This window comes from Streptococcus sanguinis (assembly GCF_050225395.1).
Taxonomy (GTDB): domain Bacteria; phylum Bacillota; class Bacilli; order Lactobacillales; family Streptococcaceae; genus Streptococcus.
Window position 1 is genome coordinate 464,523 of sequence record NZ_CP071431.1, and the last position, 15,831, is coordinate 480,353.

Here is a 15,831-nt window from a genome sequence, read left to right on the forward strand (position 1 = left end):
ATTATGCAAACACGTATTACAGAATTATTGAACATTGATTACCCTATTTTCCAAGGCGGAATGGCCTGGGTTGCTGACGGTGATTTGGCTGGTGCAGTTTCAAAAGCTGGTGGTCTTGGTATCATCGGTGGCGGAAATGCACCTAAGGAAGTAGTAAAGGCTAATATTGATAAGATTAAGTCCTTAACAGACCGTCCTTTCGGTGTTAATATCATGCTCCTGTCTCCTTTTGCGGACGACATTGTTGATCTCGTCATTGAAGAGGGAGTAAAAGTAGTAACAACTGGTGCAGGTAATCCAAGCAAGCACATGGCTCGTTTCCATGAAGCGGGGATTACAGTTATCCCTGTTGTGCCAAGTGTGGCCTTGGCTAAGCGGATGGAAAAAATCGGTGCGGATGCAGTCATTGCAGAAGGTATGGAAGCCGGTGGCCACATCGGGAAATTGACTACCATGTCCTTGGTTCGTCAGGTTGCAGAAGCAGTCAGCATCCCGGTTATTGCTGCTGGTGGTATTGCAGATGGTGCTGGAGCTGCGGCTGGATTTATGCTGGGAGCGGAGGCCGTTCAGGTCGGAACTCGCTTTGTCGTTGCTAAGGAATCCAATGCCCATCAGAACTATAAGAACATGATTTTGAAGGCTCGTGATATTGATACGACTATCTCTGCCCAGCATTTCGGCCATGCGGTTCGTGCTATCAAGAATAAGCTGACGCGTGATTTCGAAAAGGCAGAAAAAGAAGCCTTCAAGCAAGAAAATCCAGATTTGACTGTTTTTGAAAATCTGGGTGCTGGTGCTTTGGCCAATGCGGTTGTTCGCGGAGATGTGGAAAATGGTTCCGTCATGTCTGGTCAAATTGCTGGTTTAATCAGTAAGGAAGAGACAGTCGAAGAGATCCTCAAAGATATCTACTATGGTGCTGCTGAGAAGATTCAGCAGGAAGCAAAACGTTGGGCAGGAGTAACTAGAAATGACTAAAAGAGCCTTTCTCTTTGCCGGTCAGGGAGCGCAGTACCTTGGAATGGGGCGCGAGCTTTATGATCAGTATGAGCTTGTGCGGTCAACTTTTGATGAGGCTAGCCAAGTTCTAGGCTATGATGTCCGAGCTTTGATCGATCAGGATGAAGAAAAGCTCAATCAAACTCGCTACACGCAACCGGCTATTTTAACAACTTCAGTAGCTATTTATCGGCTCTTGGCTGATAAGGGAATCGAGCCTGATATGGTAGCAGGTCTCTCGCTTGGAGAATATTCTGCCTTGGTAGCTGCTGGCGCCCTTGATTTTAAGACTGCAGTGGCCTTGGTTGCTAAGCGCGGTAGCTTCATGGAAGAGGCAGCTCCAGCAGGTTCTGGAAAAATGGTCGCAGTTTTAAATGCTGAGGCTTCTCTCATTGAAGAGGTCTGTCAGGAAGCAAGCGCTATTGGTGTAGTCTCACCAGCCAACTATAATACGCCTAGTCAGATTGTTATTGGCGGAGAAGTGGCAGCAGTAGACAAGGCTGTGGGGCTTTTGAAAGATGCCGGTGTCAAGCGCTTAATCCCGCTCAATGTATCCGGACCTTTCCATACAGCGCTTTTAAAGCCAGCCAGCGAACGATTGGCAGAAGTCTTGGGAACAGTTGAGTTTTCAGATTTTGTACTGCCATTAGTCGGAAATACTGAAGCAACTGTGATGGAAAAAGAAAGAGTCAGAGAGCTTTTGACTCGTCAGGTAATGGAGCCAGTGCGCTTTTATGACAGCATTGCTAAGATGCAGGAAGCTGGTGTGACTGAATTTATCGAAATCGGTCCTGGCAAAGTTCTGTCTGGTTTTATTAAGAAAATTGATAAGTCTGCGGATGTCCGCCAAGTTGAAGATGTAGAAAGTTTAAATGCTCTTCTAGAAAAATAATGAGGAATCATCATGGAATTACAAAACAAGAATGTATTAATTACTGGGTCCGCTCGCGGAATTGGATTGGCAATTGCGCATAAATTTGCTAGTGTCGGTGCCAATATCATCTTAAACGGACTCGCGGAGATTTCTGATGATGTTTTGGCTGGATTTGCTGGCTATTCTGGCAAAGTTGTAACTGTTATTGGAGATGTTTCCAAAGCTGAAGATGCCCAGCGAATGGTAGAAGAAGCTGTTGCGGCTTTGGGATCTGTTGATGTACTGATCAATAATGCTGGTATTACACGTGATAAGCTCATGCTGAAAATGACGGAAGAAGATTTTGAGCAGGTGCTGAAAGTGAATCTTACTGGGGCATTCAATATGACACAATCAGTCCTGAAACCGATGACAAAAGCTCGTCAGGGTGCTATCATCAGTCTGTCAAGTGTCGTTGGTCTGGCAGGGAATGTCGGTCAGGCTAACTATGCAGCTTCCAAGGCTGGTCTGATTGGTTTTTCTAAATCAGTTGCCCGTGAGGTAGCAGCGCGTAATATCCGTGTCAACTGTATTGCCCCTGGCTTTATCGCATCTGATATGACAGATGTACTTCCAGAAAAAGTAAAGGCGGCGTCTCTGGCACTCATTCCAATGAAGCGTTTTGGTACTCCAGAAGAAGTTGCAGATGTTGCGCTCTTCTTAGCAAGTCAGGAATATTTGACGGGACAAGTCCTCACGATTGATGGCGGCTTTACCATGCAGTAAGTCACAGTTTTTGAATATTAACGAGTATAAAATCAGTTGATTCATCTAAATAAAGGAGCTCAATATGAAACTTAATCGAGTTGTTGTAACAGGATACGGCTTAACTTCACCTATCGGAAATACTCCGGAAGAATTCTGGAATAATTTAAAAGAAGGCAACATTGGAATCGGTCCAATTACTAAATTTGATCATAGTGAATATAGTGTTCACAATGCGGCGGAAATTCAGGATTTCCCATTTGATAAATATTTTGTCAAAAAGGATACCAACCGTTATGATAATTACACACTTTATGCGATTTATGCTTCTCAAGAAGCGGTCAACAATGCTCACTTAGATGTAGATGCGCTGGATAAGGATCGCTTTGGTGTCATTGTAGCTTCAGGTATCGGCGGGATTCAGGAAATTGAAGAACAGGTTGTTCGCTTGCATGAAAAAGGTCCTAAACGTATCAAACCTTTGACCTTGCCAAAAGCTCTGCCAAATATGGGGGCAGGAAATGTGGCTATGCGCTTTGGAGCCAATGGTATCTGTAAGTCTGTCAATACGGCCTGTGCCTCAGCAAACGATGCGATTGGTGAAGCTTTCCGCTCAATTAAGTTCGGTTATCAAGATGTGATGCTGGTTGGTGGTTCAGAAGCTTCTATTACACCATTTGCGATTGCTGGTTTCCAAGCCCTGACTGCTCTTTCTACCACAGAAGATCCTAAGCGCGCTTCTATTCCTTTTGACAAGGACCGCAATGGTTTTGTCATGGGTGAAGGTTCTGGTATGCTGGTTCTGGAAAGTTTGGAACATGCTGAGAAACGCGGAGCTACTATCTTGGCTGAGGTGGTAGGATACGGTCATACTTGTGACGCTTACCATATGACTTCTCCGCATCCAGAAGGTCTGGGAGCTATCAAGGCTATCAAACAGGCGGTTGAAGAAGCTGAAATTGAGCCGAAAGATGTGGCTTATGTCAATGCTCACGGTACATCAACCCCTGCTAACGAAAAAGGAGAAAGCGGAGCCATTGTTTCCGTCTTTGGTAAAGATGTAGCGGTGTCTTCTACTAAATCCTTTACAGGACATCTGCTCGGTGCAGCGGGTGCGGTTGAGGCTATTGCGACGATTGAAGCAATGCGTCATAGCTATGTGCCAAAAACAGCTGGTACAACGGAGCTGCCAGACTATATTGAAGCCAACGTTATTTACGGTCAAGGTAAGGAACAGGAAATCCCATATGCGATTTCTAATACATTTGGCTTTGGTGGTCACAATGCCGTTCTTGCCTTTAAACGCTGGGAGGCTTAAAAACCTATGAATATCAACGAAATTAAAGATTTAATGGCGCAGTTTGACCAGTCTAGTCTGCGTGAGTTTTCTTACAAAAATCAGAGCGATGAACTGACTTTTAGTAAGAATGAAGGTCAGGCTGCAGTTCCAACAGCCAGTGCAGCTCCAATTGCTGCACCTTTGCAGGCTGCGAGTGCACCTGTGATTGAGCCAACTCCTCAAGCAGCTCCGCTTGCAGAGCCAGAACCAGTTTCAGAAGCTCCGGCACCTGCTGCTGAAGGTGATGTTGTGGAAAGTCCTTTGGTTGGTGTGGCTTACTTAGCAGCTGGTCCAGACAAACCACCGTTTGTATCTGTTGGAGACCAAGTTAAAAAAGGTCAAACCCTGATGATTATTGAAGCAATGAAAGTCATGAATGAAGTTCCAGCGCCTAAAGATGGTCTGGTTACAGAAATTCTGGTTCAGAATGAAGAAATGGTTGAATTTGGGAAAGGGCTGGTACGCATCAAATGATTGATATCAATGCAATAAAAGAAGCACTTCCGCACCGCTACCCAATGCTTTTGGTAGATCGCGTTTTGGAAGTTAGTGAAGATGAGATTGTCGCTTTGAAAAATGTGACAGTCAATGAGCCTTTCTTTAACGGACATTTTCCTCAATATCCTGTTATGCCAGGTGTCTTAATCATGGAAGCTCTGGCTCAAACAGCCGGCGTGCTGGAGTTGTCTAAAGAAGAGAATAAGGGCAAACTGGTCTTCTATGCTGGCATGGACAAGGTTAAGTTCAAGAAGCAAGTTGTACCAGGTGATCAACTGATTATGACAGCTAAGTTTGTCAAGCGCCGCGGAACGATTGCGGTTGTAGAGGCGAAAGCAGAAGTTGATGGGAAATTGGCAGCCAGCGGTACTTTGACCTTTGCGATTGGTCAGTAGATAAAAGGAGCTTTCACCATGTTTCGTAAAATTTTAATTGCTAACCGTGGGGAAATTGCGGTCAGAATCATTCGTGCAGCCCGCGAGTTGGGAATTGATACGGTAGCTGTTTATTCAACGGCTGACAAGGAAGCACTCCATACCTTACTGGCTGATGAGGCAGTCTGTATCGGTCCAGCCAAGTCCACTGATTCTTATCTGAATATGAATGCAGTTCTGTCTGCTGCTGTTCTGACAGGTGCAGAAGCCATTCATCCTGGTTTTGGTTTTTTGAGCGAAAACTCTAAATTTGCGACCATGTGCGAAGAGGTTGGCATCAAGTTTATTGGACCTTCAGGTGCTGTTATGGACTTGATGGGGGACAAGATTAATGCTCGGGCTCAGATGATTAAGGCGAAAGTGCCGGTCATCCCAGGATCTGATGGAGAAGTTCATACCTCTGAAGAAGCCTTGGAAGTCGCCGAAAAGATTGGTTATCCAGTCATGCTTAAAGCTTCTGCTGGCGGCGGCGGCAAGGGCATTCGTAAGGTTGAAAAGGCTGAGGATTTAGTAGCGGCCTTTGAGTCTGCATCTAGCGAAGCCAAAGCAGCCTTTGGTAATGGTGCCATGTATATGGAGCGAGTCATCTATCCAGCGCGCCATATTGAAGTGCAGATCTTGGCAGATCAGCAGGGGCATGTGGTTCACTTGGGCGAGCGGGATTGCTCTTTGCAGCGTAATAATCAGAAAGTGCTGGAAGAAAGTCCATCTGTGGCGATTGGGAAAACCCTACGTCAGCAGATTGGTGAAGCAGCTGTTCGGGCTGCTCAGTCTGTCGGCTATGAAAATGCTGGTACAATTGAGTTTCTGCTTGATGAAGCCAAGGGTGAATTCTACTTTATGGAGATGAACACTCGGGTGCAGGTTGAGCATCCAGTGACCGAGTTTGTCACTGGTGTGGATATTGTAAAAGAGCAAATCAAGATTGCAAACAGTCAAGAACTGTCCTTCAGTCAGGATAATGTTGAAATCCGAGGGCATGCAATTGAGTGTCGGATCAATGCTGAAAATCCAGCCTTTAACTTTGCGCCGAGTCCTGGTAAGATTTCAAATGTTTATCTGCCAAGCGGTGGAGTGGGGCTGCGCGTGGATTCAGCCGTCTATCCTGGCTACACCATCCCCCCTTACTACGATAGCATGATTGCGAAGATAATTGTTCATGGGGAAAATCGCTTCGATGCTCTGATGAAGATGCAACGTGCACTCTATGAACTAGAAATTGACGGTGTTGTGACCAACAGCGGCTTTCAACTGGACTTAATCTCAGATTCTAATGTAATTGCTGGTGATTATGACACAGCCTTTCTCATGGAGAAGTTCCTTCCGGCTTATCAAGAGAAACAATAGATACGACATGTAAGAGCTGCTCTGTAAATTCGAAAGACGGTGGCTTTTGCTGTTTGATGTGCCTGAGTATAAAATCTTGAAAAGGAGAAGACGTAAACGATGGCTTTGTTTTCAAAGAAGGATAAATATATCCGTATCAATCCTAATCGAGCGAGTCGGGAAAAGCCTCAAGCAAAGCCTGAGGTACCAGACGAACTCTTTTCGAAATGCCCAGGTTGTAAGCATACCATTTACCAAAAAGATCTTGGGAATGACAGTGTGTGCCCTAACTGTGGCTATAATTTCCGTATTTCTGCTCATGAGCGCTTAAATCTAACTGTGGATGAAAATAGTTTTGAGGAGATGTTCACTGGAATTGAAACCAAGGATCCTCTGAACTTCCCTAATTATCAAGAAAAATTGGCTCTTACCCGTGAGAAGACGGGACTTGATGAGGCAGTTCTGACTGGGACGGCTAGCATCAAGGGGCATAAAACAGCTCTTGGAATCATGGATTCAAACTTTATTATGGCTTCTATGGGGACAGTTGTGGGTGAAAAGATTACCCGTCTCTTTGAGTATGCGACAGAGCATAAATTGCCAGTCGTTCTGTTTACGGCTTCTGGCGGTGCCCGCATGCAGGAGGGCATTATGAGCTTGATGCAGATGGCTAAGGTCTCTGCGGCGGTACAGCGGCACTCTGCAGCAGGCCTCTTCTATCTGACTGTCTTGACAGATCCGACAACTGGTGGTGTCACAGCCTCTTTTGCTATGGAGGGTGATATTATTCTGGCTGAAACGCAGGCTCTTGTTGGGTTTGCCGGGCGTCGGGTTATTGAGTCCACAGTTCGTGAGAAGCTGCCAGATGATTTTCAAAAGGCTGAATTTCTCATGGAGCATGGTTTTGTGGATGCCATCGTCAAGCGTGGTGACATGAGAGATACACTTGCTACCTTATTAGCATTCCATGGAGGTCAAGCATGACAAAAATCACTCGGATTATTAAAGAAGCGCGTGATCAGGCTCGTTTGACTGCGCTGGATTTTGCACAAGGAATTTTTGATAACTTCGTCGAGCTGCATGGGGATCGCTCTTTTCGAGATGACGGTGCGGTGATTGGCGGTATTGGGACGCTAAAGGGTCAGCCTATAACGGTGGTCGGTATTCAAAAGGGACGCAATTTGCAGGATAATTTATGCCGAAACTTTGGTCAACCGCATCCGGAAGGCTACCGTAAGGCTCTGCGTCTCATGAAGCAGGCGGAAAAATTTTGCCGTCCTGTGGTAACTTTCATCAATACGGCTGGTGCCTACCCTGGTGTAGGTGCTGAGGAACGTGGTCAAGGGGAAGCCATTGCCCGTAACTTGATGGAAATGAGTAATCTCAAAGTACCGATTATTGCCATCATCATTGGTGAAGGTGGCTCAGGCGGAGCCTTGGCTTTGGCTGTAGCAGACAAGGTCTGGATGCTGGAAAACTCTATGTATGCAGTTCTTAGTCCAGAAGGCTTTGCTTCTATCCTCTGGAAAGACGGCAGCCGCGCTATGGAAGCGGCAGAACTGATGAAAATTACTTCACATGAGCTCTTGCAGATGGAAGTGGTGGATAAGGTCATTCCTGAAAGAGGCTTTAATAACCATGAATTACTGGCTGCAGTGAAAGAAGAAATCATTGCTGAGTTGGATAGTCTGTCTCAGCTCTCCTTGGAGCAATTACTGGAAAATCGCTACCAGAGATTCAGGAAATATTAAAAAATCGAAGCCCATAGGCTTCTTTTTCTCGTTTCGGATTCTTGTTTGGAATTGATGTGGAGCTACCTTACGAGGGAAATATATTTTAGTTTGAAAAATCGCATTATATTCTCTTTATAGGACTTATATAAAATATATATTATACAAGCTATTGGTCCTATGTTAAGATAGTTTCTAATTAAAAGAAATGAGGTTTCATATGTCAGAATTTACTATCCACACGATTGAGTCCGCACCAGCTGAGGTAAAAGAAGTCCTGGAAACTGTTCAAAAAGATAACGGTGGCTACATTCCCAATCTTATCGGTCTTTTGGCCAATGCACCAACGGCTTTGGAAACTTATCGGACGGTCGGAGCCATCAATCGCCGTAACAGCCTGACACCGACTGAGCGTGAAGTAGTGCAGATAACGGCTGCAGTTACTAATGGCTGTGCTTTCTGTGTAGCGGGTCATACAGCCTTTTCAATCAAGCAGATTCAAATGAATGATGATCTTTTGGAGGCTCTGCGCAATCGTACTCCGATTGATATAGATCCGAAGCTAGATACGCTTGCTAAATTTACCATTGCTGTCATCAATACTAAGGGACGGGTCGGAGACGAGGCGTTAGCAGACTTCCTAGAAGCAGGCTATACGCATGAGAATGCTCTGGATGTAGTTCTAGGTGTCAGCCTTGCGACCCTTTGCAATTATGCTAATAATCTGGCCAACACGCCAATTAATCCGGAATTGCAGCCTTATGCCTAGTCTTTGGGGAGGTGGCAAATGACATTTTTTTCAGAAGAGTTTATCAACTGGTTGGATGACCACGCTGACCAAATTGACAAAGAATCCTGTGAAGCGGGTAACCAACTGATTGAGCGTATCGCCGCTGAAGGAGCCTTTAGGGTTGGCGTTCCAGAAGAGCTGGGAGGCCGAGGTGGCAATGATACGGATGTGATTGAAGTGCTCAAGGAGCTGGCTCACCATTCCTTGACCGCTTCCTTTATCTCTTGGGGGCAAAGGACCTTTATTGATAACATTTTAAAATCTCCTAATCCCTACTTTAGAGACCGCTATTTGGAAGGGCTCTTGTCAGGGGAATATGCAGGTGCGACAGCCTTGTCCAATGCTGTTAAATTCCTGTCGGACCTAGAGGAGTTAAATGTCTCTATTGTGGAAGAAGATGGGCAGCTTTATCTGAAAGGGTGTCTGCCTTGGGTAACCAATGCTCGCGCGGATCGCTTCCTCAGCATATTTGTTGCCGGTTTCGAAGACGGGAGCCGCCAGCCGCTGGTTCTAGCTGTGCCATCTGACGCAGAGAATTTCTCCCGTTCAGCGGATTTAGAGTTTGTATCCTTGCAAGGGGGAAATACAGCTGCCCTGACTTTTAATTATGTGCCTTTGCAAGAGGAATGGATTCTTGTACAAGATGCCCAGGCTTTTTTGGCAGAAAATCGCCCAGCTTTTCTAGGTTATCAGTTTGGTTTGGCTCTTGGCCTAGCAGAGAAGTCTCTGGCGGAGGTCGAAGCTAATCTGTCAGTCCGCTCCATTTTGAGAGAGGAGTGGGAGGAGCAAGTGGCTGCTCTGACTGCGATCCAGGAACAGCTCTATAGAGGTCTTCTCCAGCCTGGTTATTTTGTTGAGCGTCCTAAGGAGCTCTTCCAGCTGCGAATTGATATAGTTGATGTAGTGGCCCAAAGTCTGCTCTTGGAGCTGCAGGCTAGTGGAGGCAGAGGATATTTGAGTAATTCGACTTCTGGCTTTATCCGCCGTTGGAACGAAGGTGCTTTTCTTCCCATTGTCTCACCGAGTGCAGTCCAGCTACGGCATATTTTAGAAGTCTCATAGAAATGATGGCAAACAAACGTCTGATTGTCATTGAAAAGGGACTTCAAGACATTACTATAAAGGAGTTGCTTCGTGAACAGCAAACGACCGCCCATTCTCTTATCTGGGTTGATTCTAGGCCTATTTGGTTTGGCTAATCTATTACTGAACTACCATTCTATCTTTTTCCACTTGTTAAACGGTCTGGCATTGATACTTTGGCTTTATCTGACGCTGGCTTTAGTGTTATCATTTTCGGACTATCGGCAAGATTTGCAAAAGGCCCCTTTCTTATCGAGCTTTGCGACTTATCCTATGGCTAGTATGCTCTTAGCTGCTTACCTAAGCAAGCTTGGCTTATTTTGGATGGGTCAGTTGCTTTGGTACATGGCCTTGCTGCATATTGTTCTAATAGCTATCTTTACTTGGAAGTATGTGTTTAAGGCCGAAGGATTATCTTTAACCCCGAGCTGGACGGTTCTCTATGTTGGCTTGGCCATGGTAAGCTTGACTCAGGGTGTAGTTCATCAGCCGCTTTTGGGCTATTTGGCTTGGTTTTTTGCTCTGCTACTGAGTTTGATTCTCTATCCCTTATTTTACAGGGCTAGACGGGCACAAAAGCTGCCTGATGCTTTAAGGCCACAATGGGCCATTTACTGTGCACCTTTCTCGCTCCTGTTGGGAAGTTATATCCGTTTGGCTGGTTCTGATGCAGAAGGTTGGTTTGTTGCCTTGCTGATCCTCTTATCGCAGGCCTTTTATCTTTTGGTCCTATGCCTCTTACCTCGCATTTTCCGACTGGGTCCTCAGCTTAGCTGGTCAGCCTTGACCTTTCCTCTTGTCAATACAGCTTTTGCTCTGAGACTGGGACTTGATTATCTAGGTTGGACCTGGCTTGTTTGGCTAAGTCATGCAGAAGCTCTGCTAGCTTTCGTAATCGTCCTCTATGTTTGTTTTTACTTTGCGGTCTCATTGCGAGCCAGAAAGATAACAAAAAATCTGAGATGATACTCTTTGAAACTCTGTTTTTGATTTTCTCTGAGTTGATCTCGGATTTTTTTAATTTTAGCAAAATAAGTCTGAACTTAGACCTAATGATACAGGCAAAGCATCAGGATAATCTGCTTTTTATTTTGGCGCTATAACTTCTAATCCACCCATGTACGGACGCAGAACCTCTGGAATAGTCACAGAGCCATCTTCGTTTTGGTAATTTTCTAAGATAGCTGCTACTGTGCGTCCGACAGCCAGTCCAGAACCGTTGAGAGTATGAAGGAGTTTGACCTTGCCATCTGCTTCGTCACGGTAGCGGATTTGAGCTCGACGAGCTTGGAAATCTTCTGTGTTAGAGCAACTCGAGATTTCACGGTAGGTGTTCTGAGCCGGAATCCAAACTTCCAAGTCGTAGGTCTTAGCAGCTGAGAAGCCCATATCTCCAGTACAGAGTGCTACAACGCGGTAAGGTAGATTCAGCTTTTGCAGGATGTTTTCAGCGTTGGCAGTCATCTTTTCCAGCTCTTGATAAGATTCTTCTGGCTTGGCAAATTTTACCATTTCAACTTTGTGGAACTGGTGCAGACGGATGAGACCGCGCGTGTCACGACCAGCAGAGCCAGCTTCAGAGCGAAATGATGGGCTCATAGCCGTGAAGTAGATTGGCAATTCTTTTCCGTCCAAAATTTCGTCTCGATAGTAGTTGGTCAGCGGAACTTCAGCAGTTGGAATCAGAACGAAGTTGGTATCGCTTAGCTCAAAGGTATCTTCTTTGAATTTAGGATATTGCCCTGTCCCAAACATAGAATCATGGTTGACCATGTAGGGAGTGATGACTTCTGTGTAGCCTTCTTTGCCATGCTCATCCAGCATGAAGTTATAGATAGCACGCTCTAATCGAGCCCCTAAGCCCTTATAGAAGAGGAAGCGAGCACCAGTAACTTTTGCCCCACGCTCCCAGTCAAGGATGTCGAGGTCTTCACCCAAATCCCAGTGAGCCTTGGCTTCAAAGTCAAATTGTCGTGGTGTCCCCCAGCGACGAACTTCAATGTTTTCGTCCTCATCTGCTCCGACAGGAACACTTTCGTGCGGGATATTCGGCAGAGTGGTAGTTAATTCAGTCAACTTAGCATCCAGCTCAGCCAAGGTTGCGTCTAAGTTCTTGACCTCAGCAGAAAGTTTTTGCATAGCAGCAATCTTGTCATCTGCATTTTCTTTGTTGCGTTTAGCTTGAGCAATTTCAGCAGAAACAGTATTGCGCTCTGCCTTGAGTTCTTCCACCTTAACTAACAAATCCCGACGTTCTTTGTCAATGGTTTTCATTTGGTTGAGGGTTGCAGCGTCAACACCTCGCGTAGCTAATTTTTCAGCAACAGAATCAAAGTCTGTACGGATGCGTTTTAAATCTAACATAGGTACCTCCAAAAATAAAAGCACTTTATGAAACTGTTGGAGCGGCAGGGCCGCGGTTCCATCCAACTTCACAAAAGTGCACTTGCTTAATTATTTATTTTTAAACTAACGGTAGAATTTCCTATTTTCTCCTTATCTGCTCACAGCCACCGCAGACTTTCTGAAAAGTGCCCAATAGTACTTATCCGTTTCGACTATTATACAGGATTTTCCGGAAAATGTAAATCCCAGAATAGGAAAAATCTTGACAGGAAAAGATAACTATGTTATCTTTAAATAAAGGTAACGCAGTTATCTAAAAGGAGTTCTTATGGTAAAACAAACAACGCGCGACCGTATGATTGAGAAGGCAAGCCAGCTTATCAGAGAATATGGCTATCAGAATATCCCCCTGAGGAAACTGGCATCTTTGCTGGGGGTTACGACTGGTGCTTTTTACAAGGCTTTTGAGAACAAGGAGGAGCTTTACTATCAGGTCTGTCTTTTGGAAAACCAGAGGCAGATTAAACGTTTAGAGGAACAGTATTTAGATGGAGTCTCTGATCCTTTGGATTGCATTTGGCAGATAGGACTCTTTCTTTTATCGGAATATGAGACCAACAGTCAGATGATGGATTTTCTCTTTTTCAGTCCTGTGGCGACAGAGGCTTACCGGAAAGGTGAGCTTCTGGAAATCGGGAACAAGACGGTGGTTTATCTGGATCGGCTGCCTATTGAGAGTCAGAAAGAGAAAAAGATTCTCTTGCTCAAACTGGACACCTTCATCACAGGCTATGGGCATTTTATTGCTAAAGGCTTGGAGCCTTTTGATGAGGAAGTTTATCGCTCAATGTTCAATGATTTACTAGGAGGTTACAAATATGAGTAAAAATCTCATTGTTTATGCACATCCCTATGATAAAAGCTTTAACCATGCTATTTTAGAGCAGGTTCAGGATTTGTTGGAGAAGAAAGGTCAGACCTATGAACTGATCGATCTCTATGAGGATGGTTTTAATCCAGTCTATACCAAGGAAGAGCTAGCGCTTTTTAATAAAGGGCAGGCACTAGATCCGCTGGTTCTGAAATATCAGGAAGCTCTTGCATCCTGTGACCGCCTTATCATGATTTTTCCTATCTGGTGGGCGGATATGCCAGCTATTGTCAAGGGCTTTGAAGATAAGGTATTTTTGAAAAATAAGATTTACGAGGAGACGAAGACTCGCCAGTTAGTTGGTCGTTTGACCAATATTAAAGAGGTATTGGCTATTACTACCTCTGCAGCACCGACCTTCTATCTTAAGTATTTCTGTGGTGATGTCGTCAAGAAAGCCATGTTGGGCCATACCTTTAAATCTATCGGTGCTAGACAGCGCCGTTGGTTGAATTTCGGGAATATTTCTCAGTCTACAGCTGAAAAACGGCAGGCTTTCTTAGAAAAATTAGCAGAAAAGATTTGAAGAGGTAGTTATCATGATTCGTTTTAGAAGAGCAGATGAAAGGGATCTTGCTACTGCAGTCTCAGTTTTAACTGCTGCTTTTGCTGAGCATGAGGTCTATAGAGAAAAATTCCGCCCTCTCTTTGGCAGCAGCCAGTCTTATATTGATTTTCTAAATAGATTGCATGCAGTTATGGTTAAGGCAGCGATGCGTCATCATATTTGTCTGCTTGCTGAAGTGGACGGGTGTCTTATGGCGGTCGCTACCATTCATAAGCTCGGTAATCATCCTGTCGGTATGCTTTCCTTTTTGCGGGCAGGAGCATGGAGGATGTGGCAATATATTCCCCAGCTTTTAGCCTTTCAAAAAGTCTTTGGGGATGGCAGTAAAGAAGCTAAAAAAAGGGGTATTTCAACTCTTTATCTTGAATTGCTGGGTGTGCTGCCTGATTATCAAGGACAGGGAGTTGGCGGTCTTTTTATCTCAAAGGGACTTGAATTGCTTGCAAAAGAAGAAAAATGCCAGTGGCTTACTTTAATTACTCATACAGAAAGCAACTGTCGTTTTTACAAAAAGAACGGATTTAAACAACTAGATGTCCGTGATGTTGAAGGTGTCAAGACATGGACTTTCGAGAAAAATTTAGCTGATGTTTATCCTTTTTGAAAATCTAATGATGCGGTCTTGCATTGATAATATCAGCTTACTTCATCCCATCATTTCAAGGGACTGAAATAGTGCATTCTCAAAGCTGTTTCACTTTTCAATTTTTTGTGCTAGCTCCATTTTGCTGATACAAGCAGCTTTTGTCTTAGTCGAAAATATAAAAAATAAGGTTGAAACTTTTTCAACCCTATTTTTTCTTCTTAAAGATTCCAGCAATTTTTTGTAACAGAGTCGGCAATCTCACAACTTTGTCGTTGCCGATATGTTCTCGCGCAATTTTGAGAATCTTACCAGAGTCTTTGGAGGCAAAGAGAAACTTTCCCTTGTCAGTCCAGATTTCAAAGTGGCGGCTGACTCTTTTGCCAGAAACATTAGCACCGATAGTAGTGATGCTAGTCCAAGGCAGCTGAATATAATCTTCTACATTGGCATCAGCATAAAACTCCAGAGCTGTCTCGCCGATTAAAAATTTCCCAACCTTTCCGCCTAATCCAAGATAGGAAACGCCAGTGGTATTAAACTCAACTGTTTTGTTTTGTGATTGTGCCATAGAGCAACTCCCTTTTAAATAATATAGCTATTATACCACAATAAAAAGAAGGCCGAAACCTTCTTTTTGATTACATCAAACCAGCAACGTGAGCTAGTACACCAACTACAAAGAGAGCGATGATGATAGTGATAGGGGATACTTTCTTCTTAAGCAACCACATACAAGCGAAAGTTAGAAGTAGTCCCATCAAACCAGGAATCAAGGAATCCAAGTTTTGTTGGAAAGTTGTAACTTTTTCAGGGGTTTGAGATAGTCCTTGACCTACTTGAGCAAAGGCTTCTTGGATACCCTTATAGCCACTGGACAATTTGTCCCAATGGATATATGCTTTATCATCTAGCTTAACAGATGAAACGTTAAAGACAAACTTAATAGATACCCAGCGCTCAACCAGAACAGCCAAGATAAACATACCTAGGATTGAAGCACCTTTGGTAATGTCTTGGAGGATACCACCAGACATGTCCTTAGTGATTTCAGAACCAGCCTTGTAGCCCAATTCTTGTGTGTACCAGAGGAAAGCCATCCGGATAGCATTCCAAGCTAAGAAGAAGATAAGTGGACCAATGATATTTCCAGTCAAAGCAAGAGATGCACCAAGTGCTCCAAGGATAGGACGAACTGTGAACCAGAAGACAGGGTCTCCGATACCAGCCAGAGGTCCCATCATACCGATTTTAACCCCTTGGATAGCCGCATCGTCAATTGCTGCACCATTTGCTTTTTCTTCTTCAAGCGCAAGTGTAACTCCGATGATTGGAGCTGCAACATATGGGTGAGTGTTGAAAAACTCCAAGTGACGCTCAAGAGCAGCAGCTTGATCTTCTTTTTTAGTATAAAGTTTCTTAATAGCTGGAATCAGTGAATAAGCCCAGCCCAAGTTTTGCATACGTTCGTAGTTCCAAGAACCTTGCAAGAAAGTAGAACGCCACCAAACTTTTTGACGGTCAGCCTTTGAAAGAGTCAATTTTCCTGACTCATCAGGTTTTACAGTATTTAATTCTGTCATGAT

18 protein-coding genes are annotated in these 15,831 nt (G+C 44.4%); 15 read left to right on the forward strand and 3 right to left on the reverse strand.

The window, feature by feature from the left end:
* The first annotated feature begins 3 nt into the window (after positions 1-3).
* The 12 genes from fabK (at position 4) to J1C81_RS02410 (ending at position 10,783) form a co-directional block, all read left to right on the forward strand.
* Complete coding sequence (gene fabK, locus J1C81_RS02355; protein WP_002902460.1) at positions 4-978, forward strand: enoyl-[acyl-carrier-protein] reductase FabK; 975 nt, start codon at positions 4-6, stop codon at positions 976-978.
* Positions 971-1,891 carry an ACP S-malonyltransferase gene (gene fabD / locus J1C81_RS02360; protein ID WP_002916379.1) on the forward strand — a complete coding sequence of 307 codons (921 nt, stop codon included), beginning with the start codon at positions 971-973 and terminating at the stop codon, positions 1,889-1,891. The genes fabK and fabD overlap by 8 nt, the downstream gene beginning before the upstream one ends.
* Before the next feature lie 12 nt (positions 1,892-1,903).
* Positions 1,904-2,638 (forward strand): 3-oxoacyl-[acyl-carrier-protein] reductase, encoded by a 735-nt coding sequence (gene fabG, locus J1C81_RS02365; protein ID WP_002916378.1) that lies wholly within the window; start codon positions 1,904-1,906, stop codon positions 2,636-2,638.
* A 64-nt stretch (positions 2,639-2,702) separates the two neighbouring features.
* Entirely contained in the window at positions 2,703-3,935 is a 1,233-nt protein-coding gene (gene fabF, locus J1C81_RS02370) for a beta-ketoacyl-ACP synthase II (protein WP_002893606.1), read from the forward strand.
* A gap of 6 nt (positions 3,936-3,941) precedes the next feature.
* Positions 3,942-4,430 carry an acetyl-CoA carboxylase biotin carboxyl carrier protein gene (accB, locus tag J1C81_RS02375; RefSeq protein WP_002916377.1) on the forward strand — a complete coding sequence of 163 codons (489 nt, stop codon included), beginning with the start codon at positions 3,942-3,944 and terminating at the stop codon, positions 4,428-4,430.
* Positions 4,427-4,849 carry a 3-hydroxyacyl-ACP dehydratase FabZ gene (gene fabZ / locus J1C81_RS02380; protein WP_002896886.1) on the forward strand — a complete coding sequence of 141 codons (423 nt, stop codon included), beginning with the start codon at positions 4,427-4,429 and terminating at the stop codon, positions 4,847-4,849. Before accB ends, fabZ begins: the two co-directional genes overlap by 4 nt.
* Before the next feature lie 18 nt (positions 4,850-4,867).
* Complete coding sequence (gene accC / locus J1C81_RS02385) at positions 4,868-6,235, forward strand: acetyl-CoA carboxylase biotin carboxylase subunit (RefSeq protein WP_002916376.1); 1,368 nt, start codon at positions 4,868-4,870, stop codon at positions 6,233-6,235.
* A gap of 99 nt (positions 6,236-6,334) precedes the next feature.
* On the forward strand, positions 6,335-7,198 hold the full coding sequence (gene accD, locus J1C81_RS02390) for an acetyl-CoA carboxylase, carboxyltransferase subunit beta (protein WP_002901174.1): 864 nt from the start codon (positions 6,335-6,337) through the stop codon (positions 7,196-7,198).
* Positions 7,195-7,965, forward strand: coding sequence for an acetyl-CoA carboxylase carboxyl transferase subunit alpha (locus J1C81_RS02395; protein ID WP_002916375.1), 771 nt, complete (start codon positions 7,195-7,197; stop codon positions 7,963-7,965). The genes accD and J1C81_RS02395 overlap by 4 nt, the downstream gene beginning before the upstream one ends.
* Before the next feature lie 199 nt (positions 7,966-8,164).
* Positions 8,165-8,713, forward strand: coding sequence for a carboxymuconolactone decarboxylase family protein (locus J1C81_RS02400; protein WP_032909887.1), 549 nt, complete (start codon positions 8,165-8,167; stop codon positions 8,711-8,713).
* An 18-nt stretch (positions 8,714-8,731) separates the two neighbouring features.
* On the forward strand, positions 8,732-9,796 hold the full coding sequence (locus tag J1C81_RS02405) for an acyl-CoA dehydrogenase family protein (RefSeq protein ID WP_002916372.1): 1,065 nt from the start codon (positions 8,732-8,734) through the stop codon (positions 9,794-9,796).
* Positions 9,797-9,868: 72 nt separating this feature from the next.
* Complete coding sequence (locus J1C81_RS02410) at positions 9,869-10,783, forward strand: TDT family transporter (RefSeq protein WP_002916371.1); 915 nt, start codon at positions 9,869-9,871, stop codon at positions 10,781-10,783.
* Positions 10,784-10,903: 120 nt separating this feature from the next.
* On the opposite strand, the gene serS is transcribed toward J1C81_RS02410, so the two are convergent.
* Entirely contained in the window at positions 10,904-12,181 is a 1,278-nt protein-coding gene (gene serS / locus J1C81_RS02415) for a serine--tRNA ligase (RefSeq protein ID WP_002916369.1), read from the reverse strand.
* Positions 12,182-12,491: 310 nt separating this feature from the next.
* Here serS and J1C81_RS02420 point away from each other — a divergent pair, with 310 nt between their 5' ends.
* The 3 genes from J1C81_RS02420 to J1C81_RS02430 are packed head-to-tail and all read left to right on the forward strand — an operon-like array spanning position 12,492 to position 14,266.
* On the forward strand, positions 12,492-13,049 hold the full coding sequence (locus tag J1C81_RS02420) for a TetR/AcrR family transcriptional regulator (protein ID WP_002916367.1): 558 nt from the start codon (positions 12,492-12,494) through the stop codon (positions 13,047-13,049).
* Complete coding sequence (locus J1C81_RS02425) at positions 13,042-13,620, forward strand: NAD(P)H-dependent oxidoreductase (RefSeq protein ID WP_002916366.1); 579 nt, start codon at positions 13,042-13,044, stop codon at positions 13,618-13,620. Before J1C81_RS02420 ends, J1C81_RS02425 begins: the two co-directional genes overlap by 8 nt.
* Before the next feature lie 13 nt (positions 13,621-13,633).
* Positions 13,634-14,266, forward strand: coding sequence for a GNAT family N-acetyltransferase (locus J1C81_RS02430; RefSeq protein ID WP_002916365.1), 633 nt, complete (start codon positions 13,634-13,636; stop codon positions 14,264-14,266).
* A 187-nt stretch (positions 14,267-14,453) separates the two neighbouring features.
* Here J1C81_RS02430 and J1C81_RS02435 read toward each other — a convergent pair whose 3' ends face one another.
* Together J1C81_RS02435 and J1C81_RS02440 are read right to left on the reverse strand one after the other, a co-directional pair.
* Positions 14,454-14,816 (reverse strand): DUF956 family protein, encoded by a 363-nt coding sequence (locus J1C81_RS02435; RefSeq protein ID WP_002916363.1) that lies wholly within the window; start codon positions 14,814-14,816, stop codon positions 14,454-14,456.
* A 70-nt stretch (positions 14,817-14,886) separates the two neighbouring features.
* On the reverse strand, positions 14,887-15,828 hold the full coding sequence (locus J1C81_RS02440) for a PTS system mannose/fructose/sorbose family transporter subunit IID (RefSeq protein WP_002893579.1): 942 nt from the start codon (positions 15,826-15,828) through the stop codon (positions 14,887-14,889).
* Positions 15,829-15,831 lie beyond the last annotated feature (3 nt).

What these genes read in the sequence shown, in the direction of transcription:
- fabK (WP_002902460.1), top strand. Translation starts at nt 4, where the DNA reads ATGCAAACACGTATTACAGAATTATTGAACATTGATTACCCTATTTTC.
- fabD (WP_002916379.1), top strand. Translation starts at nt 971, where the DNA reads ATGACTAAAAGAGCCTTTCTCTTTGCCGGTCAGGGAGCGCAGTACCTT.
- fabG (WP_002916378.1), top strand. Translation starts at nt 1,904, where the DNA reads ATGGAATTACAAAACAAGAATGTATTAATTACTGGGTCCGCTCGCGGA.
- fabF (WP_002893606.1), top strand. Translation starts at nt 2,703, where the DNA reads ATGAAACTTAATCGAGTTGTTGTAACAGGATACGGCTTAACTTCACCT.
- accB (WP_002916377.1), top strand. Translation starts at nt 3,942, where the DNA reads ATGAATATCAACGAAATTAAAGATTTAATGGCGCAGTTTGACCAGTCT.
- fabZ (WP_002896886.1), top strand. Translation starts at nt 4,427, where the DNA reads ATGATTGATATCAATGCAATAAAAGAAGCACTTCCGCACCGCTACCCA.
- accC (WP_002916376.1), top strand. Translation starts at nt 4,868, where the DNA reads ATGTTTCGTAAAATTTTAATTGCTAACCGTGGGGAAATTGCGGTCAGA.
- accD (WP_002901174.1), top strand. Translation starts at nt 6,335, where the DNA reads ATGGCTTTGTTTTCAAAGAAGGATAAATATATCCGTATCAATCCTAAT.
- J1C81_RS02395 (WP_002916375.1), top strand. Translation starts at nt 7,195, where the DNA reads ATGACAAAAATCACTCGGATTATTAAAGAAGCGCGTGATCAGGCTCGT.
- J1C81_RS02400 (WP_032909887.1), top strand. Translation starts at nt 8,165, where the DNA reads ATGTCAGAATTTACTATCCACACGATTGAGTCCGCACCAGCTGAGGTA.
- J1C81_RS02405 (WP_002916372.1), top strand. Translation starts at nt 8,732, where the DNA reads ATGACATTTTTTTCAGAAGAGTTTATCAACTGGTTGGATGACCACGCT.
- serS (WP_002916369.1), bottom strand. Translation starts at nt 12,181, where the DNA reads ATGTTAGATTTAAAACGCATCCGTACAGACTTTGATTCTGTTGCTGAA.
- J1C81_RS02420 (WP_002916367.1), top strand. Translation starts at nt 12,492, where the DNA reads ATGGTAAAACAAACAACGCGCGACCGTATGATTGAGAAGGCAAGCCAG.
- J1C81_RS02425 (WP_002916366.1), top strand. Translation starts at nt 13,042, where the DNA reads ATGAGTAAAAATCTCATTGTTTATGCACATCCCTATGATAAAAGCTTT.
- J1C81_RS02430 (WP_002916365.1), top strand. Translation starts at nt 13,634, where the DNA reads ATGATTCGTTTTAGAAGAGCAGATGAAAGGGATCTTGCTACTGCAGTC.
- J1C81_RS02435 (WP_002916363.1), bottom strand. Translation starts at nt 14,816, where the DNA reads ATGGCACAATCACAAAACAAAACAGTTGAGTTTAATACCACTGGCGTT.
- J1C81_RS02440 (WP_002893579.1), bottom strand. Translation starts at nt 15,828, where the DNA reads ATGACAGAATTAAATACTGTAAAACCTGATGAGTCAGGAAAATTGACT.